Origin of the sequence: Empedobacter sedimenti, from assembly GCF_030005555.1 — a bacterium.
GTDB classification, from domain to species: domain Bacteria; phylum Bacteroidota; class Bacteroidia; order Flavobacteriales; family Weeksellaceae; genus Empedobacter; species Empedobacter sedimenti.
In genome coordinates this window covers 37,608-60,336 of the sequence record NZ_JASCQG010000014.1, presented here as the reverse complement: position 1 = coordinate 60,336, position 22,729 = coordinate 37,608, and the positions used below count along the sequence as shown (strand labels likewise).

Genomic DNA, 22,729 nt, shown 5'->3' with positions numbered 1-22,729 from the left:
TAATTGGGAAGATGATTTTACACAAAATAAAAAAAGACAATCAAAATTTGATTGTCTTTTTTGCTCCTCCTCTTGGGCTCGAACCAAGGACCCTCTGATTAACAGTCAGATGCTCTAACCAACTGAGCTAAGGAGGAGTATCGTTATCGATATTGTGTTGCAAATATAGAGCAAAATTTATTACTTCCAAATCTTAAAACTAAAAAATTTCAATCCAAAAGGTGCATTAATAGGCAACTCTTTGAAAATGAATTAGAAAATTATTGATTTTTTTTTTCAATTTATTTTCAAAAATAAATTATTTGTAATGATAAAATATCCCTTGCTGAGTTGCAGTCCATAACGGAGCCTCTTTTTTTGCAGCTTTTAATGCATTTGCAGCCCAAGTATTGCAAGTGAAAAACAAACTATAACTTCCTTTCGCTTCATAAAAAGCATCATTATTTCCGTAAACTGCGTCCGTTTTGATCAACTCAACTTTATTATTTTGATCCAAATCATACGATTTTTTAATGTAATTGATAAGTGATTTGTATTCCTCTAAACTCATGTACACTCGTCTACAATCTTCACCAACCGTCATTTCGTCATAAAAAGTAGTATGCATTGCCGAATCTCCTAACCAAAATGCAGCTTTGAAAGCGGTAGAAAATTTAAGATCTTTCCATTCAGGTGTATCCAAATAAAAACCTTTATCTCCCCAGCCAAACGCAATATATTTAAACTCTTTTTTAGATTTTGTATCCGTAAATGGAATAAAAGTAGACCAATCAATAGCCTCAGATTTTACAGGAACAACAATGTCTGTATGTACGCCATTTGTAAGGATATAAGCCGTTATTTCGTCATTTGGTTTCTGTTTTTCCTTGTTAACAGGAATCATTGGCAACAAAACCACCGCAAGTAAATAGACAACAATAAACAAAACTAAAAAGCCTAAAGTTTTGAGAAGAATTCGGAAGATTTTTTTCATAGAATTGGGTTAAGTAGCTAAAGTAAAGAAAACAAAGGTATAGATTATCATAGTCTATGAATTTTTTTAATATCTTTCTGTAACGTTTAATTTTAATAAATGAAATACTTATTGTTGCTTTTAATCCCAATTCTCTCTTTTTCTCAAGATAAGTTTAAGATAGAGTATGAACGAGTAAAATTTATGGATTTTGGAAATGATCACGATAATTCTTCTCAAGAATATTCAAGACCAAAATATTTTGAACTTGTAGGAAATAATAATGAATGTTTAGGAAAAGAAATTATTAGAATAAACAATGCGCAAAATTCAAGCAGAGAACTAAATTATGTTGGAGGATTTAAAGATTTAGAAAGTTATTATAATTTCGAAAAAGATTATTTGAAAGTTTCTCGCGAAATGGAGTCTAAATTGTATTTAATTAAACTCAATATACCTAAAAGCAATTGGAATTTGACAAGAGAAACAAAAATGATCAAAGGGTTTAATGCCAAAAAAGCAACTTATGAAGATGGAGATTTGGTTGTAGAAGCTTGGTATTCTACAGAAATAAAGTCGAAATGTGGACCAGAATTTTATAATAATTTACCTGGATTGATTTTAGAAGTTAAAAGATCATCAAAAAGTGATTCAAAATTTTATGCAACATATCAATTAGTATCAATACAACTTGATTCTTCCATTCAATTTAAAGAACCTACAAAAGGTAAAGTTATTAATGAGGATGAATTTTTAAGACTTGAAAAAGATTATAGAAGAAGAGTTAATGAAATAGTAGAAGCAGAAAATTCTAGCAATGGAATTGATAAAGATTAAAACAAAAAACCTCGCAATTGCGAGGTTTTTTTAATTTGATTCGTTGTAAAGTGTATTATGATCTTTGTCTAAGAAATTAAATTGTAAGTATTTGTACGCGTCTCTTGGTACAATCTTAATCCACTTTTTATGCTTAAAAAACCATTTCATCTGAATGCTTGGCAATCCATACTTCAAATACGAAGCAATAAAAGGATGGACATGTAAAGACATTTTTTTCAAGTCTTTATCTTTTCTTTCAAGGATATTCAAGAGCACTTGTTCAATTTTATCAATTGTAACGATAGGTGCTTCAACTTCATTCGATTCTTGGTTCGGATTTTCTTCAGTTGTAATAAAATTCACCTCAGGGCGAACTCGTTGTCTTGTAATCTGAATCAATCCAAATTTACTTGGTGGCAAAATCTTGTGTTTTGCTTTGTCTTTCGCCATTTCAGCTCGCAGATGTTCAAACAATTCTTTCTTATGTTCTGCATCTGTCATGTCAATAAAATCGACCACAACAATTCCTCCCATATCACGTAAACGCAACTGACGTGCAATCTCAGAGGCAGCGATTTTGTTTACGGCAAAAGCTGAATCTTCTTGATTTTTAGAATTCCGAGAAATATTTCCCGAGTTCACATCAATTACATGTAACGCTTCAGTATGTTCAATCACAAGATATGCACCTTTAGATTGTGGAATAGTTACCGTTTTACCAAAAGCTTGTTTAATTTGTCTTTCGACATTAAACTTTTCAAAAATCGGAACAAATGGATCGTCATATTCTTTTACCAAATTGATTTTATCTGGTGCAATAACTTCCAAATATTCGCGCATTTCGTCTGCTAATTCGTGATCATCAACCGATATTTTAACAAAATCGTCGTTAAAATTATCTCTCAAAATAGAAGAAGCTCTGTCCATTTCGCTAAGTATTTTAGCTGGCGCTTTCTTTTTCTGAAGATTTTTGAAGATTTGAACCCATTTGTTTAATAAATAAGCTAAATCTGCTTGTAGTTCTTCAGCATTTTTGTCTTCTGCTACCGTTCTGATGATTACTCCAAAGCCTTCTGGCGTTAATCCATCCAAAATTTTAATTAAACGATCGCGCTCTGGTTTTTGTTTGATTTTTTGAGAAATCGAAACACGTTCCGAGAACGGAACTAAAACTAAATAACGACCAGCAATCGAAATTTCTGATGTAATTCTTGGACCTTTCGTATGGATTGGTTCTTTTGTAATCTGAACCAATACAGAATCACCAGGAGCAAAGATTTCGTTAATTTGACCATCTTTATCAATTGGCGCTTCCATACGGAAGTTTTTCAATTTTTCGGTTTTGTACGTTCCATTTCCTACAATTTTGTTGTAAGCATTTGACGAACGTATTTGTGGACCTAAGTCATGATAATGTAAAAATGCATCTTTAGAATAACCAATGTCAACAAAGGTTGCATTTAAACTAGGAGCTAATTTTTTGATTTTTCCCAAGTAAATATCGCCAACTGCAAAGCCATCATTTGCAGTGTCTTGATGAAACTCCATCAATCGGCCTTCATCTAAAACTGCGATGCGTACTTGATCAGCTAAGGCTGAAATCACTAATTCTTTACTCATCAAAAAATTATGTTTTTAAAAATGATAAAAGCACTTTCCAAAATTCATATTGAAAAGTGCTATCTTGTAAAAAGATTAAAATATTAATAGCGTAGCTACTAATTATTTTTTCTTTTTGTGTCTGTTAAGACGACGACGTTTTTTACGTTTGTGTGTCGCTACCTTATGTCTTTTACGTTTTTTTCCGCTTGGCATGATACAATTATTTTATTGTTATTTGATTACGTTTGCTTCGCTAGATTTTACATCTTCGATGAAAGTCTTAGCTGGTTTAAATGTAGGAACGTTATGAGCTGGAATAATGATAGATGTACCTTTTGTGATGTTTCTACCTGTTTTCTCTGCTCTAGTTTTAATAGTAAAAGATCCAAAACCTCTTAAGTATACATTCTCTCCTTCTACCAATGATTTAATCACCTCCTCCATAAACGATTCTACCACTCTTTGAGTATCGCTCTTTTCAAGTCCTAATTTACCTGAAATGTTATTTACTATTTCTGCCTTTGTCATAATTCCTCTATTATTCTTAAATTTGAAAGCGGGTGCAAATATACAATTGTATCTTAACAAAAAAAAGATTTTTTCAGTTTTTATGAACTTCAACTATCTGATTTTGTCTTATTTTGACAAGAATAAAAGAGATTTACCTTGGCGTGATACAAAAGATGCGTTTCGCATTTGGTTGTCAGAAATAATACTCCAACAAACAAGAGTTGACCAAGGTATGAAATTTTACAATAATTTCATACATGAATTTGAGACTATTTTTGATCTTGCAAATGCAGACGAACAAAAGGTGCTAAAACTCTGGCAAGGACTAGGGTATTATTCGCGTGCCAGAAATTTACATTTTACGTCACAGTATATTGCGAACGAACTAAAGGGTGAATTTCCGGATAATTTCAACGATTTAAAAAAGCTAAAAGGAGTAGGAGATTACACTGCTGCAGCGATTGCTTCTATCGTTTATAACGAAGCCGTGCCAGCTGTGGACGGAAATATGTTTCGTGTTTTTGCGCGATATTTTAATATAGATGACGATATAAGCTTGCCAAAAACAAAGAAGATTTTTTGGGATTTAGGACGCGAAATCATTGATCAAAAACGTCCAGGTGATTTTAATCAGGCGGTAATGGATTTGGGTGCAACAATTTGTACCCCAAAGTTGACTAAATGTGATAACTGTCCATTAAACGAATCGTGTGAGGCATTGAGATTAAACAAAGTAAATGAACTTCCTGTTAAACTTAAGAAAATAAAAGTAACGAATCGTTATTTACACTTTGTTATCATCGAAAATGAAGATGAAATTGCTTTATCAAAGCGAATAGGAAAAGATGTTTGGAAAAATTTGTACACTTTTCCTAAAATAGAAACCGAAACAGAGTTGTTGGATAAAGGTTGGATTTTTGAGCAAAATTTAGAGGATAAATTAAGTTTTATTTCTGAAGAAAAACATATTCTTTCGCATCAAAATTTATTTATAAAATATTGGAAATTAAATGTATCTTTAAAAGATATAAACCATTTTAAACAGGATTTAGATTTTGAAATGATCAGTTTAAATGATCTTGAACATTATCCACTTCCAAAACCAATAGAAAAATTTATAAATAAACATTATTTGGATTAACTTTGTATGTTACAAGCCACTAAAAACCTATTACACTATGAACGGAACAACGAATAAAGTACTTTTGATCGGAAATTTGGGTGATGATGTAAAATTGCATCATTTTGATGAACAAAATTGTATCGGACGATTTCCTATTGCAACAACAGAATCTTACATCTCGAGAACGGGAGAACGAATTACAGAAACAGAATGGCACAATATTGTGACACGCAATAAATTAGCCGAATTATGTGATCGTTACTTAAAAAAAGGTGATAAAGTTTTTGTTGAAGGGCGTATCAAAACACGCAAATGGGATGATAACGGACAAACTCGTTATACAACCGAAATTGTTGCAAATTCGATCGAATTTTTAACACCAAAAATTGACAATGAACAACGTCAGGCTATGCAAAATGATCAGAATAAAGTTCAACAAAGTCAACAAAATACAACAATCGTAGAACCTCCATTTATAGAGGAAGGTGAAGACGATTTACCTTTTTAGAAATTAAAAAATAAATGAATTTTACAAAACTTAACGTTTTACGTAATACAATGAATTTTAAAACTATAATAGCATTATGTAGTAGTGCTATTTTTTTTGTGTCGTGTGGTAAAAGCGAAGAAATTGCTAAGCCCTTAGGTCAAGTTAGGTTAGATTATCCAAAACAAACGTACACACAATTTACACAGAATGTACCATATACATTTCAGTACTCAACTTTTGCAAAGGTAATTCCTGGAAAAAAACCAAATTCTTTCAATATCGTTTATCCAAAGATGAAAGCAACGATTTATCTGACATATTTTCCGGTAAATTCTGAAAACGATTTAATGATACAAATAAAAGAAAGCGAACGATTTGTGCAAGATCAGACGGTTAAGGCAAGTTTTATATCTCCACAAGAGTTTTCCTTTCCCCAAAAAAGAGTTTTTGGTACATTATATGAATTAGGAGGAGAATCTGCCATTAATATTCAATTTCATTCAACAGATAGTACGCGAAATTTCTTGTCAGGATCAGTTTATTTTAAAACTCAACCAAAACCAGATTCGCTTGCACCAGCAGTAGATTACATCAAAGCAGATGTGAAAAAAATGTTAGAAACGTTAGAATGGAAAAAATAAAGAGGTTTGATAAATAAATTCGATTAATTTTGTAATCGTTTAAAAAAATTAGAACATAAATAAATTTAAAACAATATGTTAATACAGATAGCTACATTGATGTTGAGTTTAATGCTTCTTGTGATGTTGCATGAGCTTGGACATTATGTTACAGCAAGATGGTTTGGCGTTCGCGTAGAACGTTTCTTTTGTTTCTTCGACGTGAAATTTGCGATTTGGAAAAAGAAAATTGGTGATACCGTTTACGGAATTGGTTGGTTACCACTTGGTGGTTATGTAAAACTTTCGGGTATGATTGACGAAAGTATGGATTTGGAACAGATGAAACAAGAGCCAAAACCTTACGAATTCCGTGTAAAACCAGCTTGGCAACGATTAATCATTATGTTAGGTGGTATTATTGTGAATATCATTTTGGCTATGATAATCTATGCTGTAATATTTATTTCTCAAGGAGAAAATTACGTTAGTGTAGATAAAATGAAATATGGTATTGAAGTAGATTCTACACAAACTAAATTTGGTTTACAAAACGGAGATATTCCTTCTGGAGTTAATGGAGTTAGTTATCATTCATTAAACGAAATAGGAAAAGAAGCTTTATTAGGAGGTGAATCTTTAGAAGTAAAACGTCAAGGAAAAGAAGTTTCTTTACCAATTACTGAAGATTTTAGAACAGAAATTTTAAATTCAAAAGGAGCTTTCTTTAAACCTCAATATACATTTGAAGTAGATTCTATTGCTGAAAATAGTGCAGCACAAAAAGCAGGATTATTAAAAGGTGATAAAATTGTTGCTATTGATGGTTTTACAACACCTTTGTTTAATAATTTTCAATCAAAAATTAAAGAGTATAAAGGTAGAACAGTACCTGTAAGTGTTATTCGAAAAGGAGAGCCTGTAGAATTGATGGCTACAATAGGGAATGATGGTAAATTAGGTTTTATACAATCATCAGCTTATTTAAAATCTTTAGAAACACATAAAGATTACACAATTGGAGAAGGAATTGCAATGGGAATTACAAAACCTTTTGATGCAATTGCAACACAAGTTCGAGGTATTGGAACATTATTTCAAGTAAAAGATGGTCGTAAGCAAGTAGCAGGACCAATTGGAATGGTAAAACAAATGCCAAAACAATGGGATTGGTTATTTTTCTGGTCTTTTACAGCAATGATTTCTGCTTGGTTAGCATTTATAAACTTGTTGCCAATACCAGGTTTAGATGGTGGACACGCTGTTTTTGCAATCTATGAAATGATCACAGGTAAAAAGCCTAGTGAAAAAGTTTTAGAAAAAGCACAAATGGTCGGAGTTGTAATTATCTTAGGATTAATGGTATTCATCTTCGGGAATGATATTGTGAATATGATTTTTAAATAAAATTTAAAATATTTTTTGTGGGTGTAAAAAATACTTCTATATTTGCACCCACAATTAAGCAACATTCCTCCTTAGCTCAGTTGGTTAGAGCATCTGACTGTTAATCAGAGGGTCCTTGGTTCGAGCCCAAGAGGAGGAGCTTTTTTAGTGAAAAGTCAAACAAAGACTTAAAAATAAATTTTAAAATATCGGATTTTCCTCCTTAGCTCAGTTGGTTAGAGCATCTGACTGTTAATCAGAGGGTCCTTGGTTCGAGCCCAAGAGGAGGAGCAAAAAAGACAATCAAATTTTGATTGTCTTTTTTTATTTTGTGGTAATTTGTATTGTGTGATTATCTAGCCAATTTTTCGCCATTTCGAAAGCCGAAGTTTCTTTCTTCAATTCAATTGGTTGTTCTTTTAATGCTTTCAGATATTGCTGATTTACCAAATCGATAGTATATCTTTCTGCTTGTTTTAATTGTTGCTTTTCTCTATTTGCAAAATAGTATTCATTTGCTTTAATAAACGTAAAATATTCGTCAACCATTTCCCAAAGTTCAGGAATCCCTTTTCCTATTAATCCAGAACCAATAATTGATTTTCTTTTCCATTGTGAACCTTTTGTTGGTAAAAATTGTAAAGAACGAACAATATCTAGCTTAGCATCTTTCACCAACTTTTCTTGAAAGCTATCTGCTTTATTGACAAAAATCAAATCGGCCATTTCCATAATTCCGCGTTTTATTCCTTGCAAATCATCTCCAGATCCGGGAAGTTGAAGAAAAAGAAATAAATCAGAAATCTCATTAACTAGTGTTTCGGATTGACCAACACCGACAGTTTCAATTAAGATATTTTCAAAACCAGCTGCTTCGCATAATAAAATGGCTTCGTATGTGCGCGACGTAACACCGCCTAATGAGCCATTAGAAGCGCTAGGACGGATGTAAGCGTTATCTTCGCGAGATAAATCTTCCATCCTTGTTTTATCGCCCAAAATGCTTCCTTTGGATAGTGAGCTACTTGGATCAATCGCTAAAATGGCAACTTTTTCATCTTTACTAATGATGTACTTTCCTAAAGATTCGATAAAAGTACTTTTACCAACACCAGGAATTCCTGTAATCGCAACACGTTTTGAAGTGTTAGATGTTGGTAATAAACTAATAATTTGGTGAGCTAACTTTAAGTCATCTAATCGGTTACTTTCTGCTAAAGTAATTGCTTTAGAAAGTGCATAACGATCTCCTTCTTTAATTTTCTGAGCAAGTATTTCTGGATCTATTTGTCTCATTTATATAGCTTGTGTGTTAATATTGATTTATTTAATTTGTTAAATTGTTATTTATTTTACTAGAAATCAATTGATTAAATTTTAAAATTAACGAATTATGCTCTTTGTTCAGCTTTTATTCTTTTCATGAAAACGGAAGGCGACTCATTCATGATTTGAGTAAAAATAGTTGTGAATGTGCTATGCGATGTAAAACCACAATCACTAGCCAGATAACTAATTTTTGTATTAATATACTTTGGTTCGTTTTGTAAACGATCAACAATGTAATGAATACGCAATTCGTTAAGATAAGTATTAAATTGTTTGTGACGATACGTTTTGATAATCTCAGATAGATACTTAGTATTTGTCTCAAATTGTTTTGCAAGCGTAGTTAAGTTTACATCTTTTTTGATAAACCCTTTGTTTTTTTCAAAAAGCTCTAACTTTTTTAATAAAGCTTTTTCAGTCTTAGAAGCAATGTTAAGATTTATTAGAGTGTCATCTTCCTCCTTAGGTACAGTAACTTCTATTTTCTGTAATATTGTTCCATCAGGAATAGGTGCTTTCCCTTTTTTGTCAACAACTTCTTTTGGTTGAAACGTTTCTTTTTCAGCAGGTTCTGTAGGTAGAGAATCTGGTTTTTGTGTTTCTGTTTGAGATTGTTTCTTTTTGGTCTGAGCAATAAAGAAAAATACGAATCCCAAAATAGCACAAATACCTAATACAATGAATATAATAGCGGGTATTTCCATTTTGTATAATAAATTCTGATTATTTAAAGTATAATATATTTTAAACTAATTAATTAATCGTTTAAAATAGTTTTAGTTTCTTTAGTAAAATTACTTCGAATTATTGAATAAAAAAAGGCTAACATTATGAGTTAGCCTTTTTCTGAAATTCATCTTTGCTCGGAGAGCAGCCACAGCCTTTTGAGCAGCCACCGCCTTTTGAGCTAAACGAACTTTTTAATAATTTGACAATATACCAAACAGCAAATCCGAAAAGGAAAGCGATAAAAGTATATTGTATCCAAATATTGTCCATAGTTTTATTTTAAAATATGATAAGCAATAAATGCTACAATGTATGCTAAACCAGTCATAAATCCTGTTTGCATCAACGTCCATTTCCACGAATTAGTTTCACGTTTTACAATGGCAATTGTACTCATACATTGCATAGCAAAAGCATAAAATAATAATAGCGAAACTCCCGTTGCAAGATTATATGCAGGTTTCCCCGTGTTTTGGTTAATCTCTGATTGCATACGATGAAGTAAACGATCTTTTTGACCGTCATCTTCCACATCAACTTCACCTAAGCTGTAAACAGTTGACATTGTTCCGACAAATACTTCACGAGCTGCAAATGACGAAATTAAACCAATTCCCATCTTCCAATCGTATCCCAAAGGTTCTACAATTGGTTCTATAACAGACCCTAATTTACCTAAATATGAATGTTCTAATTTGTATGAAGCGATTTCGTTAGCTAAATCCTCTTCATTCATTTTTGGATGATTGGCTGTTACTATTTCTTCTGCATTATTAAATTGTTCTCCAGGTCCAAATGTTCCTAGAACCCAAAGAATAATCGAAATTGCAAATATTATTTTACCCGCATCAATTAAGAAACCTAATGTTTTTTCCCAAACGTTAATTACTACATTTTTCCAATCAGGAAGTTTGTATGTAGGCATTTCTAAGATTAGGTAGCTTTTATGTTTTGCTTTGATAATTAAATTAAGTAAAATAGCGCTCCCTAAAGCTCCTACAACACCTAAAATATACATTACGAAAAGAGCCAAAGCTTGGTAACTAAAACCAAATATTTTTTCGTCAGGAATAACCAAAGCAATCAAGACAATGTAGATTGGTAATCGTGCAGAACACGTCATAAATGGTGTTACAAGTATTGTTAAGAGACGTTCTTTGTCATTCTCAATGTTACGCGCCGACATAATTGCTGGGACAGCACAAGCAACTCCAGAAATAAGTGGTACAACACTTTTTCCACTTAAACCGAACGGTTTTAACCATCTGTCCATTAAATAAACCACACGGCTCATATAACCTGTTTCTTCCATTATCGAAATGAATAAAAACAAAATGGCAATTTGTGGAACGAAAACCGCAATACCTTCAATACCTGGAATGATGGCTCCTGCAACAATTTCATTAATTGGTCCTTCTGGTAATAAACTAATTGCTTTTTCGTCTATCCAACCAAATAAATCTTCGACCATTGTCATCAAAGGAGCTGACCAAGTATAAACTGCTTGAAAAATTAACAATAAAATTCCTAAGAAGATAATGTAACCAAAAACGGGGTGAATTAATGTTCTGTCGATTTTATCAGTTAACGTATCATTTCCTTCAAAGTTGTAAGAAATAATATCATCCAATTTTTCTTCTAAAGTTTTATTTCGATCTAAGGCTTCTTTTACTTGTAAACGTTTCGAAACGATGTTGTGTTCTTTCTTAATCGCTTCTAATTTACTCGAATCGTCATTTGATAGAAACGGAATTGTTTTTTGTGAAAGATATTGCCATGCCTCGTAATCAGAATTTAACTGAAATTCTGATTTTACTTTTTCGACAATAGAAAGATGCTCTTTCGGAATTTTATAATAACGATTATATGGAGTTGTATTTTTTGTAAATGCTTCTACCAATTCGTCAATACCATCACTAGTTCGCGCGTTCGTTAAGTATATTTTTGTCTGAAGAAAATCTTCTAATTTTTTCAAATCAATGTTAAGACCTTTACTTTTGATTTCGTCTTTCATATTGATTACGAAAACTGCAGGAACATCTAAATCTCGAACTTGTTGATACAACAAAATCGAACGTTTTAGATTAGATGGTTCGCCAACAACAACAGCTAAATCAGGATAATAATTATTCGTTTTATCACCTAAAGTTTTGAAAACAATTTCTTCGTCTAAAGAACTTGGATAAATCGTGTAAGTACCAGGAAAATCGGTGATTAAGAATTTGTTTCCATTTCTGTCAATCTTTCCTTCGCGTTTTTCAACCGTTACACCAGGATAATTTCCTACTTTCTGACGTAAATTCGTCAGTTTATTAAATAATGAAGTTTTACCAACATTAGGGTTACCAATTAAGGCAATTTTATAGTGATTCATTATTTTTTTGTTATCAGGATTTTATCAGCTTCGCTTCTTCTTAGTGCTAAAACAGATTTGTTAGACACAATACTAATGCAAATAGGTCCACCAAAAGGAGCCTTATTTTTTACCAATAAATCTGTACCAGGTATAAAACCCATTTCGTAAAACTTAGCCGGAATATCTTCGGTACTAAACCCAGTTACGACAGCTTGTTCACCAATTTTTAAATCTTTTAAAGAATAATTTTCAACCATTTCAACCATTTTATTCTAGGATTTCCTCTTGCAAAGATATGTTATTTTTAATTAATCCAAATAGAAGAAATATCATAGTTTGGATTTCTTTCTGATTAAATTTCAATTATTTCAGTGCAGAAATTGAAAAAAAAGATTATCTTTGCACTCAATTTTTATTTATAAACATTAATTTATGTACGCAATTGTAGAGATAGCAGGGCTTCAATACAAAGTTGAAAAAGACCAACAATTGTTTGTAAACCGTTTAGCTGGTGAAGCTGGTGACGAAGTAAAATTCGACCGTGTTTTATTAACAGATAACGGAGCAATCACTGTCGGCGCCCCAGTTATAGACGGAGTTACTGTCGTAGCTAAAATCGTTGAACACGTGAAAGGAGACAAAGTAATCGTTTTCAAAAAGAAAAGAAGAAAAGGTTACCAAAAGTCTAACGGTCACCGTCAACAATTCACTAAAATTGAAGTAGCTTCAATCGGTTAAGATTGGCTTTAATTTATTATTAACTCTTAAAAACAAAACGAAATGGCACATAAGAAAGGGGTCGGAAGTTCGAAAAATGGTCGTGAATCACATTCGAAACGTTTAGGTGTTAAAATTTTTGGTGGACAAGCAGCAATCGCTGGTAACATTATTGTTCGTCAAAGAGGTACTCAACATCATCCTGGTGATAATGTAGGAATCGGTAAAGATCACACATTATTCGCTTTAGTTGACGGAAAAGTAGTTTTCACAAAAAAACGTAACGATAGATCTTACGTTTCAGTTGAACCATTATCTTAATTGATAATTCGACAGCGAAAACGCTAACAATATAAAAGCTCGAACTTATTGGTTCGAGCTTTTTTGTGTATATTAATTTTTTGAAACTGTAATATAAGCTGTAGGAAACCATCACATATTTATACCAACCGATACACTTATTATTTCATAACCTTCTTGAGAGAGAGAATTTAATTTTATCTCAATGTTTTTTGTTAAACTATCAGTAGATCAATATTCTGAAATTTTTATAACCTTAAATGTTTTCATAGTTTTAGAGTATACTTTTATCTAAAGTACAACTTATTTCAACTAAAAAAAGCATCCAATTTCTTGAATGTTTTTGATTTTATATATCTGAAATTAAAATTTCTGTTTGAGTAATAATTAAAAATTCAAAACCGAGAGTTGGTTTAGAATAATAGTAATGATGTTGACTGTTTTTAAGAGTTTCTAAAAAATTAATTGGAAAATATTTTGAATTCTTTTCAATGTAATCTTTTTTATGTTCAAGAAAAATATTGAAATCATTTGTATATTCGATCGAACATTGAATATTTTCTCTATCAAAACCAAAGAAATCTTGCCAAACAGCATCATTAAAAGTAATTTTCTTAATTGCATTTTTTTCAAAAGGTAAATAACCAAGATTCATAATAATTGATTTGTTTTTGAAATCGATATTCAAATCAAAAACTGTCAAATCACCAATTAATTCTGTTAGTTTTTCTGTGTTCATATTAGTTTTATAATATCTAAAATACAATTTATTTCAACTAAAAAAGCATCCAATTTCTTGAATGCTTTTGATAATGTATTTGATGAGAAACTGAAATAAATTCAGTTTGACAATTCGTTAAGTCATCCTGAACTCGTTTCAGGATCACATTTTCAAACTACTCTTCGTCTTCCGTTTCAACTCCCCAACCTTGCGCTGTTAATGGAACCATTTGTTCGCTTCCGCGTGTAATCAAATAGTTTTCTTCGTTTTTACCAGTAACATGACCAATCACCGTTAAATGTGGATTTCCTTTTATTTTTTCAAAATCTTTTTGATCAATTGTAAACAGCAATTCATAATCTTCTCCACCGCTTAAGGCACATGTAATTGGATTAATTTTAAATTCTTCAGCAGTACGAATCACAGTTGAATCTAACGGAATTTTTTCTTCGTAAATATTAATTCCAACGCCACTTTCTTTCGAGAGATGAATAATTTCTGAAGATAATCCGTCCGAAATATCAATCATAGAAGTTGGTTTAACTTTCAGTTCTTTTAAAAGATTGATAATATCTAAACGAGCCTCTGGTTTTAATTGTCTTTCAATTAAATATGAATAATTTTCGAAATCTGGCTGATTATTAGGATTCACTTTTGAAACTTGCGCTTCACGTTCTAAAACTTGTAAACCAAGAAAAGAAGCACCTAAATCACCAGAAAGAACAACCAAATCATTTTCTTTCGCACCATTTCTATAAGCTAAATCTTTCTCTGTAGCCGAGCCAATTGCCGTCATACTTAGCACAAGTCCGCTAACAGACGATGTTGTATCGCCTCCCACAATATCAATGTTGTATTTGTCGCAAGCGTATTTCATTCCGTTGTAAATTTCGTCCACAGCTTCTATCGTAAAACGATTCGAAATTGCCATCGAGACCAACAATTGTTTTGGAATTGCATTCATCGCCAAAATATCACTAATCGCTGTTACAACAGCTTTGTAACCCAAGTGACGTAAAGGCATGTACGACCAGCTAAAATTAACGCCTTCTACCAACATGTCTGTAGAAACGACGATCTTCTCTTTTTTGTAATCAAGAACAGCTGCGTCGTCGCCAATTCCTTTGATAGAACTTTCTAACTTGATCGGAAAACCTTCTTTGATTTGATTAATTAAACCAAACTCTCCAATTTCGGCTAAACTTGTTTTTGAAACGTTTTTATCTTCTAACATCGTTTTATTTTTGTGTAAAGATTGAAGGATCTACATTTTCTGAGCGAAAAGGTAAATTGATAATATCTTGCTTTGACAAGGTTTTTACAGTTTTTCCTTCAAATGATTTTTTAATATTTTCTAACATTTCTGTTGGCGGCGCTTGCATTTTTCTTTTTGACATAGAAAACCAAACTCCAGTTAGCTCAGAATGGCAAAGATGAACACCATCTTGATTATATAAATTATGAATAAATTGGTAAATCATTCCGTCCTCAGACATTCCACCAATTTCTACTGTAATATAAATATCTTCACCTTCCATGGCTTCTTTAAAGAAAGAAAATTGCTCGTGTAAAATGGCTGGACCAATTCCGTATTCTGCCAAATTCTGCATTGCAACACCATAATCTCTAAGAAATGCAATACGCGCAAAACTTGTGAAATTCATGTAAGAGGCATTCGCTAAATGTCTATTTGCATCTAAATCAGACCAACGAACGCTGGTTTTCTGAAAATAGGTGTTTTTCATCGTAATCAACTTTTTGTGATTGCAAAGTTACGGATAAGTATTTATTGGATAAAGGATAATATTTTTAATGAGTTGAAATTATAAAACACAACAAATATTAACATCAAATTAATAAAGCTATAGTTAATTCTTCGTAATTTTAAGAAACTATAAAACAGACTAGTTATGAAAAAAATATTATTCCCAACAGATTTTTCTGAAACGGCTAATAATGCTTTTCTTTATGCATTAAATTTAGCAGAAAATCAAGAGGCTGAGTTGTATGTGTTACATGCTTTTCAGTATCCGATGATTAGTGGTGGAGTTGATGCGAATATTTTACAAAATGTATACGATACAATCGAACTAAATAACTTCGAAAATTTAAAGGATCACATTCCGTCACTTCGTAAAATAGCTGAAGACAATGGTTTTGGAGATGTAGATATGCGATTTATGGTGAAAGAAGGAATGGTTACCTACGTTTTACCAGAAGTAATAGAATCTGAAAAAATTGACTTTGTTGTGATGGGAACGACTGGTAACACAGGGTTTGATAAAGTACTTTTTGGATCTAATACCATGAATGCAATTCGTAGTCTAAAAATACCTGTGTTGAGTGTGCCGCACAAGTATGAATATAAAGGTATAAATAGTATTGGTTTTACAACAATTTTTGAAGATAAAGACCGTAAAGCTTTAGATTATTTGACAGAAATGGCCTACAGATACAAAGCTAAAATTCATTGTATGCATGTTTCGAAAGATGGTAATTATGATATTCCGACACTTAATCATTGGAAAGAATATTATAAAGACGAGCCAGTAGATTTCTCAATTTATACAGCGGACGAATCTGTTGATGCGGTTTTAGAATTTATAAAAGACGAAAAAATCGATTTGTTAACCGTTGTTAGTCGTAACAAAGGCTTTTTTGAGAAATTATTTTCGCCAAGTTTCACTAAGAAAATTTTATCTCAGAATGCAGTTCCGTTATTTGTGTTCCACGAATAAGATCAATACAATATAATAAAAAGCTCAATCTCTAAAATAGATTGGGCTTTTTTGTTTTTGGAACAAAATAATTTGTAACTTTTGATTACAAAACACGATAAAATGAAAAAAATATTATTTCCGACCGACTTCTCCGAAACTGCAAATAATGCGTTTCTATATGCGCTGAATTTGGCAAAAAGCATTGATGCACAAGTCTATGTATTGCATGTTTATGAGTTGCCAATGATAACGGGAAGTTTGAGCGCTGGCTTGATTCAGAATGTTTATGAAACAGTAGAATTAGGAAGCTTCGAGAATTTTAAAGACAATATTCCGCAACTTAGACAAATTGCTGCGGATAATGAATTGAGTGAGATTCCATTGAAATTTATTCTAGAAGAAGGAAATTTTTTATACATTTTACGTGAAACAATAGAGGAAGAAAGCGTTGATTACGTTGTGATGGGAACAAACGGAAATTCAGGTTTTGAACGTTTTTTATTCGGATCGAATACTATCAATACGATTACTTCTATGAAAATTCCAATCCTAAGTGTTCCTCATGGAATGAGCTTTAAAGGATTTAAAAACATTGGTTTTACTACGATTTTTGATCAAAAAGACAAAGATGCATTGAAATATTTGATCGAAATAGCGAATCGTCATCATGCCAAAATTCATTGTATGCACGTTTCGAAGGACGGAAAATTTAATCAACAAGTTTTAAATGATTGGAAAGATCAGTTTGCAAACGATCCTGTCGTTTTTGAAATTTACAATGATGCAGATCCTACAAATGCTGTTTTAGATTTTATTAAAGAAAAACAGATTGATTTATTGACTGTAGTTAGTCGTAATAAAGGATTTTTTGATAATATATTTTCTCCAGGTTTTACAAAAAGAATTGCTAATAAAAATATTACACCGCTTTTCGTATTCCACGAAAGATAAGCAGAAGGAAATGTTGCAAAGCATTTCCTTTTTTATTTCAATATAAATTAACCTTTTCATTCTAATTAACTTAATTGTAAATGAAAGCATAATTTTAGTTAATAAATTATACAATACCTTTGACACGTGAAAAAAATAGCCATAGTAGGAGGTGGTGCAGCAGGTTTTTTTGTTGCAGCTAACCTGGGAAAAAAGATAGGACAACAAACGGTATTGTTTGAACAAGCAAATCTTCCGTTGCAAAAAGTAAGAGTTTCTGGTGGTGGAAGATGTAATGTAACGCATGCATGTTTTGATCCGTTAGATTTGGTCGAATTTTATCCTAGAGGTAAAAAAGAATTGCTTGGTGTTTTTTATACATTTCAGCCAGGCGATACGATGGCTTGGTTTGATGAACGTGGAGTAGAGTTGAAGATTGAAGATGATAACCGTGTTTTTCCTGTGAGTGATTCGTCTTTATCAATTATAGAAGCAATGACAAAAGCAGTTGATCAAAATAAAGTTCAACTCAATTTTTCTGATAGTGTACAAGAGATTAACAAAGTAGAAGATGGTTACGAAGTGGTGACAAAATCGGGGAAATATTTTTTCGAAACTGTGATTGTGACAACTGGTAGTACACCAAAATTCTGGAAAAGCTTAAAGACTTTAGGTTTAAAAATTGTGAATCCAGTTCCGTCTTTATTTACATTTAATTGTAAAGATCCACGTATTGAGGGGTTGATGGGAATTTCTTTTGAAAATGCTGAAGTCAAAATTAATCAATTTAAGTTAGATGCCGAAGGACCAATGTTGATAACACATTGGGGATTTAGTGGTCCGGCTATTTTACGTCTATCAGCTTGGGGTGCTTTAAAATTGAACGAGTGTGGATATAAATTCGATGTTGAACTTAATTTCGTTAATCAATCCAAAGACGAAGTGATTTCTTTTCTGAATGAAAAAAAACAAGTTGATGCCAAGAAAAATGTTCATAAAAATAACCCATTCGATTTTCCGAAACGTTTTTGGTTAAGTATACTTAACTATTGTAACATTGATGAACACAAGGTTTATGCAGATTTATCTAAAAAACATCTTGATTCAATCGCAACTGAATTAACACAAGGAAAATACAGTGTTAATGGTAAAAGTACTTTTAAAGACGAGTTTGTAACTGCTGGCGGAGTTGATCTGAAAGAAATTGATTTTCAGACTATGCAAGCAAAAAAACTACCCAATTTATTTTTTGCAGGAGAAGTCTTAAATATTGATGCAATTACAGGAGGTTTTAACTTTCAGGCATGTTGGTCCGAAGGCTATGTTATTTCAGAAAAAATCAAAGAAATTTATCAATAGTGTATTATTTACACTTAATTAAAAGCGTCTATATTCCTCATTTTTAAAGAAATTTTTAAAAATTACTATGTTAACATAACATTATTATAAAATTATGTTATTTTTGTTAAAAGCTATTAAATTTAAACGAACAAAAAATATGAAGAAAATTTTCTTAACCCTAGCATTAATCGGCTTATCATCTTCTGCTTTTGCAGGTGGTTACCGTGTTGCTTTACAAGGAGTACGCCAAGCTGCACTTGGTGGAACTTCGGCTACACAAACACACGATGCCAGTGTAGCGTTTTATAACCCTGCAGGTTTAGCTTTTGTAGAAAGCAAATTGAGTATTGCTGTTGGTGGATTCGGTGTAAAAACGGATGTAAGATGGCAAGATGCTACAACTTTACAAAAAGCAAAAACAGATAGTAAATTGGGGACACCAATGTATCTTGCTGTAAGTTACAAGCCTGCTGATGATGTTGCAATTGGTCTTAGTGTTACCACTCCATTTGGTAGCTCTGTTACATGGCCAGAAGATTGGCAAAACAAATCGAATATTACACATATCGATTTAAAAGCATTTAACATTCAACCTACTATTGCATACCGTTTTAATGATTGGTTTAGTATCGGAGCTGGTTTTATCTATACACACGGTTCTGCTAAATTAGAGAAAATACAAACTGTAGCTGGAAATGATATTAAATTGAAATTAGAGGATAAAGATGCTCATGGTTTAGGATTTAATATTGGTGCGATGTTTAAGCCAACAGATAAATTAGGAGTAGGATTAGCTTACCGTTCTAATGTAGATGTATCAGCAAATAAAGGAGATGTAACTTGGACAAATGTACCAACAGGTATTGCATCTAATGTACCTTTTAATACAGATAAATGGAATACTACATTACCATTACCTTCTGAGTTTACTTTCGGGATGTCTTACAAAATTTTACCACAATTAGAAATTTTTGGAGATGTTGTTTGGCAAAACTGGACACGTTACAAAAGTTTAGACATCAATTTATATAACGATGCTTCACATACATTTTATACGTCATCATCTCAAAAGAATTGGAAAGATAATACACTTTTCCGCTTCGGAGCTGAGTATGCTTTTACAGAAAACATTCATGGACGTGTAGGATATTATCATGATAAATCTCCAGTTCCAGCATCTTATTGGTCATCAGAAACACCAAGTTCTAATTTAAACTCTTTTTCTGCTGGTTTAGGATTTAAATTAAACTCAGGATTTAATATTGATTTATTTGGATCATATGTTCAGGGTGATGAAAGACACATCAACAACATCGAACAAAATTTCCAAGGAGATGTTAAAATGCGCGCGATTAACTTTGGTTTAGGTGTATCGTATAATCTTAAATAATACTAAAAATGAAACATATAAATAAATTAGTTTTAGTTGCATTAGGTGCTACAATGTTCAATTGTAGTCAAGATTTTGATCATCCTGTAGAGGATATTCAAATCACAAGTGGTGATGCAAATTTCTCAAAATATATTGCTTTAGGTAACTCGTTAACTTCTGGTTATAGAGATAATGCATTGTTCAAATCGGGACAAGAAAATTCTTATCCTAATATCATGGCTGGTCAAATGAAAGCTGCTGGTGGAGGCGAATTTAAAATTCCTTATGTACCAAATGATATTGGAGGTTTTTCTGATTTGAAAGATAAAAACGGTAACCTTGTTTATCTTGGTAAATTAAACTTAAAAATTGAAGGTGGAGCTTTAACTCCAGTACCAAGTGCTCCAGGTGGCGTATTTGATAATGTTGCAGCGGCAGGACCATACCAAAATATGGGTGTTCCAGGAGCTAAGTCTTATCATTTAGTAGCACCAGGTTATGGTAATCCAGCAGGTCTTAAAACTGAACCAGCAACAGCAAATCCATACTTTGTACGTTTTTCTAACAGTGCAGCGACATCAGTTATAGAGCAAGCTGTAGCACAAAAACCAACATTTTTCTCTTATTGGATAGGGAATAATGATGTTTTAGGATATGCTACAAGTGGGGGAGTTGGTGTAGATCATAATGAAACTAAAAATTTGGATCCTAGAACATATGGACCAAACGATATTTCGAATGTTAATATTGTAAAATCGACAATAAATGATGGATTGAAAGCATTAGTTGCTACAGGAGCAAAAGGAGTTATTGCAAATATACCTTCTGTAACTGCAATACCTTACTTTACAACTGTTCCAGGAACTCCAATTACTGGATTGTCTGATGCACAAGTTGCGGCATTAATGTCTGCGCAAGCATATGGAAAGTATAACGCAGGACTTGGGCAAGCAAAATCCGCAGGTTTATTAACTGATGCTGAGTATCAACAACGTTTAATCAAGTTTACAGCTGGTTCTGCAATAAATGGTGCGGTAATCGTAGATAAAGATTTGAAAAACTTATCAGCTTTAGGTTTACCAAATTATCGTCAAACAACATCTAAAGATTTAATTGTTTTAACAGCCTTAAGTTTATTGAAACAAGGAGGTGGAACACAAACTGCTTTAGAAGATAAATATGTATTAACAGAGAAAGAAACAGCTAAAGCAGAAGCGGCAGTTGCAAAATATAATACTGCGATTGCAGAATTAGCAACAGCTTACAACTTAGCATTAGTAGATACTTTTACAGAAATGCAAAAGTTAAGTTCTAAATCTGGTATCAAATATTATGGACAAACTTATACAACTACTTTCGTGTCTGGTGGAGCTTTCTCTTTAGATGGTGTTCACTTAACAGGAAACGGTTATGCGATTGTTGCTAATATGTTTATTGATGCAATTAACAAGAAATATCATTCTAACTTAAGAAATGTATATCCAGGTAATTATCCAGGAATCGTAATTCCTTAATAGCTAGATAATCGTTATAAAAAAATCCACTCAATTTGAGTGGATTTTTTGTTTTAATAATATTTTGAATAATTATTTCAATTCTTCGCGACGCATAAATTCTTCCGCTTTTTCTACCATGTTTTTAGATCCACAGAAGAAAGGAATACGTTGATGTAATTCTGTTGGTTCGATATCCATAATGCGTTGAAAACCATCAGAAGCTTTTCCTCCAGCTTGCTCAGCGATAAAAGCCATAGGATTACACTCGTATAATAAACGTAATTTTCCGTTCGGATTATTTGTTCCAGAAGGATAAATATAAATTCCTCCTTTCAACATATTTCTGTGAAAATCTGAACATAAAGATCCAATATAACGAGATGTATAAGGACGATTTTCTTCTTCTGCCTGACAGTATTTGATGTAATTCTTAACTCCTTGAGGGAATTTTACATAATTACCTTCATTTACCGAATAGATATTCCCATCTTCAGGAATACACATATTTGGGTGAGATAAATAGAATGTTCCGATACCAGGATTTAAAGTAAATCCATTAACACCATTTCCAGTTGTGTAAACTAACATTGTCGAAGTTCCGTAAATTACATATCCCGCAGCAACTTGTTTATTACCTGGTTGTAAGAAATCCTCTTTCGTAACCGGAGTTCCTGGTTCTGTAACACGGTGGTAAATAGAAAAAATAGTTCCAACAGAAACATTTACGTCGATATTTGAAGAACCATCAAGTGGATCAATCAATACAACATATTTACTGTTTTTTGAGTTTTTTGAAGGTTGAATTGCAATAAAATCTTCGTTTTCTTCCGAAGCAATACCACAAACAACTTCGCGTTGCGACAACGTTTCGATGAACGTATCGTTTGCGAAAACATCTAATTTTTGTTGTTTTTCTCCTTGGACATTTTCATTTCCGAACTCGCCTAAGATATTTACAAGTCCTGCTTTGTTTACTTTGTAGTTAACAACTTTTGTTGCTAATTTAATAGAACTCAATAATCTAGATAACTCTCCAGAAGAGTAAATAAAATCTGCTTGATTTTCTATGATAAACTCTCCAAGAGTTTGATGAGAATTTGTATTCATAATTATGTTTTGCTGGTCAAATATCGCAAAAAAAACCGAGATTTCAATTATTTCAAACGTTTGAAATTGTTCTAAATACATGAAAATCATTCATGAAATTTATTTTTGT

General features: G+C 32.2%; 24 protein-coding genes and 3 tRNA genes. 14 read left to right on the top strand and 13 right to left on the bottom strand.

Annotated features, from left to right (window positions below; genetic code table 11):
• Window positions 1-63: 63 nt before the first annotated feature.
• A tRNA-Asn gene (locus QHG34_RS13285) sits at window positions 64-137 on the bottom strand.
• Window positions 138-298: 161 nt separating this feature from the next.
• Window positions 299-973 (bottom strand): TIGR02117 family protein, encoded by a 675-nt coding sequence (locus QHG34_RS13280; protein WP_282630701.1) that lies wholly within the window; start codon window positions 971-973, stop codon window positions 299-301.
• 99 nt (window positions 974-1,072) lie between these two features.
• On the opposite strand from QHG34_RS13280, the gene QHG34_RS13275 reads away from it, so the two are divergent.
• Complete coding sequence (locus QHG34_RS13275) at window positions 1,073-1,789, top strand: GLPGLI family protein (RefSeq protein ID WP_282630699.1); 717 nt, start codon at window positions 1,073-1,075, stop codon at window positions 1,787-1,789.
• Between the two features lie 30 nt (window positions 1,790-1,819).
• Here the strand turns inward: QHG34_RS13275 and QHG34_RS13270 are convergent, their stop codons facing one another.
• Window positions 1,820-3,391 (bottom strand): Rne/Rng family ribonuclease, encoded by a 1,572-nt coding sequence (locus QHG34_RS13270; protein ID WP_282630696.1) that lies wholly within the window; start codon window positions 3,389-3,391, stop codon window positions 1,820-1,822.
• A gap of 213 nt (window positions 3,392-3,604) precedes the next feature.
• Window positions 3,605-3,901 carry an HU family DNA-binding protein gene (locus QHG34_RS13265; protein WP_282630695.1) on the bottom strand — a complete coding sequence of 99 codons (297 nt, stop codon included), beginning with the start codon at window positions 3,899-3,901 and terminating at the stop codon, window positions 3,605-3,607.
• 103 nt (window positions 3,902-4,004) lie between these two features.
• Here QHG34_RS13265 and mutY point away from each other — a divergent pair, with 103 nt between their 5' ends.
• From mutY to QHG34_RS13235, 6 genes are all read left to right on the top strand, one after another.
• Window positions 4,005-5,024 carry an A/G-specific adenine glycosylase gene (gene mutY, locus QHG34_RS13260; RefSeq protein ID WP_282630694.1) on the top strand — a complete coding sequence of 340 codons (1,020 nt, stop codon included), beginning with the start codon at window positions 4,005-4,007 and terminating at the stop codon, window positions 5,022-5,024.
• Between the two features lie 37 nt (window positions 5,025-5,061).
• Window positions 5,062-5,514 (top strand): single-stranded DNA-binding protein, encoded by a 453-nt coding sequence (locus tag QHG34_RS13255; RefSeq protein ID WP_282630693.1) that lies wholly within the window; start codon window positions 5,062-5,064, stop codon window positions 5,512-5,514.
• 14 nt (window positions 5,515-5,528) lie between these two features.
• Complete coding sequence (gldD, locus tag QHG34_RS13250; RefSeq protein ID WP_282630692.1) at window positions 5,529-6,137, top strand: gliding motility lipoprotein GldD; 609 nt, start codon at window positions 5,529-5,531, stop codon at window positions 6,135-6,137.
• A 75-nt stretch (window positions 6,138-6,212) separates the two neighbouring features.
• Complete coding sequence (rseP, locus tag QHG34_RS13245) at window positions 6,213-7,523, top strand: RIP metalloprotease RseP (protein WP_282630691.1); 1,311 nt, start codon at window positions 6,213-6,215, stop codon at window positions 7,521-7,523.
• A gap of 65 nt (window positions 7,524-7,588) precedes the next feature.
• Window positions 7,589-7,662 (top strand) — tRNA-Asn (locus QHG34_RS13240).
• Between the two features lie 57 nt (window positions 7,663-7,719).
• Window positions 7,720-7,793: transfer RNA gene (locus QHG34_RS13235), tRNA-Asn, on the top strand.
• Window positions 7,794-7,826: 33 nt separating this feature from the next.
• Here QHG34_RS13235 and meaB read toward each other — a convergent pair.
• From meaB to QHG34_RS13210, 5 genes are all read right to left on the bottom strand, one after another.
• Window positions 7,827-8,798 (bottom strand): methylmalonyl Co-A mutase-associated GTPase MeaB, encoded by a 972-nt coding sequence (gene meaB / locus QHG34_RS13230; protein WP_282630690.1) that lies wholly within the window; start codon window positions 8,796-8,798, stop codon window positions 7,827-7,829.
• Between the two features lie 95 nt (window positions 8,799-8,893).
• A complete protein-coding gene (locus QHG34_RS13225) occupies window positions 8,894-9,535 on the bottom strand; it encodes a helix-turn-helix domain-containing protein (protein ID WP_282630689.1) in 642 nt (213 codons plus the stop codon).
• A 124-nt stretch (window positions 9,536-9,659) separates the two neighbouring features.
• Window positions 9,660-9,830, bottom strand: a complete 171-nt coding sequence (locus QHG34_RS13220) for a FeoB-associated Cys-rich membrane protein (RefSeq protein WP_282630687.1) — start codon at window positions 9,828-9,830, stop codon at window positions 9,660-9,662.
• A gap of 4 nt (window positions 9,831-9,834) precedes the next feature.
• Window positions 9,835-11,934, bottom strand: coding sequence for a ferrous iron transport protein B (gene feoB / locus QHG34_RS13215; RefSeq protein ID WP_282630686.1), 2,100 nt, complete (start codon window positions 11,932-11,934; stop codon window positions 9,835-9,837).
• On the bottom strand, window positions 11,934-12,182 hold the full coding sequence (locus QHG34_RS13210) for a FeoA family protein (protein ID WP_282630685.1): 249 nt from the start codon (window positions 12,180-12,182) through the stop codon (window positions 11,934-11,936). Before QHG34_RS13210 ends, feoB begins: the two co-directional genes overlap by 1 nt.
• A gap of 166 nt (window positions 12,183-12,348) precedes the next feature.
• Between QHG34_RS13210 and rplU the strand changes: the two genes are divergently transcribed.
• Together rplU and rpmA are read left to right on the top strand one after the other, a co-directional pair.
• Window positions 12,349-12,654 carry a 50S ribosomal protein L21 gene (rplU, locus tag QHG34_RS13205; RefSeq protein WP_019975660.1) on the top strand — a complete coding sequence of 102 codons (306 nt, stop codon included), beginning with the start codon at window positions 12,349-12,351 and terminating at the stop codon, window positions 12,652-12,654.
• A 42-nt stretch (window positions 12,655-12,696) separates the two neighbouring features.
• Window positions 12,697-12,954: a 50S ribosomal protein L27 gene (gene rpmA / locus QHG34_RS13200; protein WP_150431414.1), complete on the top strand. Its 258-nt coding sequence runs from the start codon at window positions 12,697-12,699 to the stop codon at window positions 12,952-12,954.
• 328 nt (window positions 12,955-13,282) lie between these two features.
• Here the strand turns inward: rpmA and QHG34_RS13195 are convergent, their stop codons facing one another.
• The 3 genes from QHG34_RS13195 to QHG34_RS13185 all read right to left on the bottom strand — a co-directional run bounded on the left by QHG34_RS13195 (window position 13,283) and on the right by QHG34_RS13185 (window position 15,399).
• The gene (locus QHG34_RS13195; RefSeq protein ID WP_282630683.1) at window positions 13,283-13,672 is read right to left on the bottom strand and encodes a hypothetical protein; all 390 of its coding nucleotides are present in this window, start codon (window positions 13,670-13,672) and stop codon (window positions 13,283-13,285) included.
• Between the two features lie 157 nt (window positions 13,673-13,829).
• Window positions 13,830-14,888: a thiamine-phosphate kinase gene (thiL, locus tag QHG34_RS13190; RefSeq protein WP_282630682.1), complete on the bottom strand. Its 1,059-nt coding sequence runs from the start codon at window positions 14,886-14,888 to the stop codon at window positions 13,830-13,832.
• Between the two features lie 4 nt (window positions 14,889-14,892).
• On the bottom strand, window positions 14,893-15,399 hold the full coding sequence (locus QHG34_RS13185; protein WP_282630681.1) for an acyl-CoA thioesterase: 507 nt from the start codon (window positions 15,397-15,399) through the stop codon (window positions 14,893-14,895).
• A 165-nt stretch (window positions 15,400-15,564) separates the two neighbouring features.
• Here QHG34_RS13185 and QHG34_RS13180 point away from each other — a divergent pair, with 165 nt between their 5' ends.
• The 5 genes from QHG34_RS13180 (at window position 15,565) to QHG34_RS13160 (ending at window position 21,531) form a co-directional block, all read left to right on the top strand.
• Entirely contained in the window at window positions 15,565-16,392 is an 828-nt protein-coding gene (locus QHG34_RS13180) for a universal stress protein (RefSeq protein ID WP_282630680.1), read from the top strand.
• Window positions 16,393-16,494: 102 nt separating this feature from the next.
• Window positions 16,495-17,325: a universal stress protein gene (locus QHG34_RS13175; RefSeq protein ID WP_282630679.1), complete on the top strand. Its 831-nt coding sequence runs from the start codon at window positions 16,495-16,497 to the stop codon at window positions 17,323-17,325.
• 126 nt (window positions 17,326-17,451) lie between these two features.
• On the top strand, window positions 17,452-18,663 hold the full coding sequence (locus QHG34_RS13170; RefSeq protein WP_282630678.1) for a BaiN/RdsA family NAD(P)/FAD-dependent oxidoreductase: 1,212 nt from the start codon (window positions 17,452-17,454) through the stop codon (window positions 18,661-18,663).
• 139 nt (window positions 18,664-18,802) lie between these two features.
• Entirely contained in the window at window positions 18,803-20,035 is a 1,233-nt protein-coding gene (locus tag QHG34_RS13165) for an OmpP1/FadL family transporter (protein WP_282630676.1), read from the top strand.
• An 8-nt stretch (window positions 20,036-20,043) separates the two neighbouring features.
• On the top strand, window positions 20,044-21,531 hold the full coding sequence (locus QHG34_RS13160) for an SGNH/GDSL hydrolase family protein (protein WP_282630675.1): 1,488 nt from the start codon (window positions 20,044-20,046) through the stop codon (window positions 21,529-21,531).
• Window positions 21,532-21,603: 72 nt separating this feature from the next.
• On the opposite strand, the gene fbp is transcribed toward QHG34_RS13160, so the two are convergent.
• On the bottom strand, window positions 21,604-22,620 hold the full coding sequence (gene fbp, locus QHG34_RS13155) for a class 1 fructose-bisphosphatase (protein WP_282630674.1): 1,017 nt from the start codon (window positions 22,618-22,620) through the stop codon (window positions 21,604-21,606).
• Window positions 22,621-22,729: the final 109 nt, after the last annotated feature.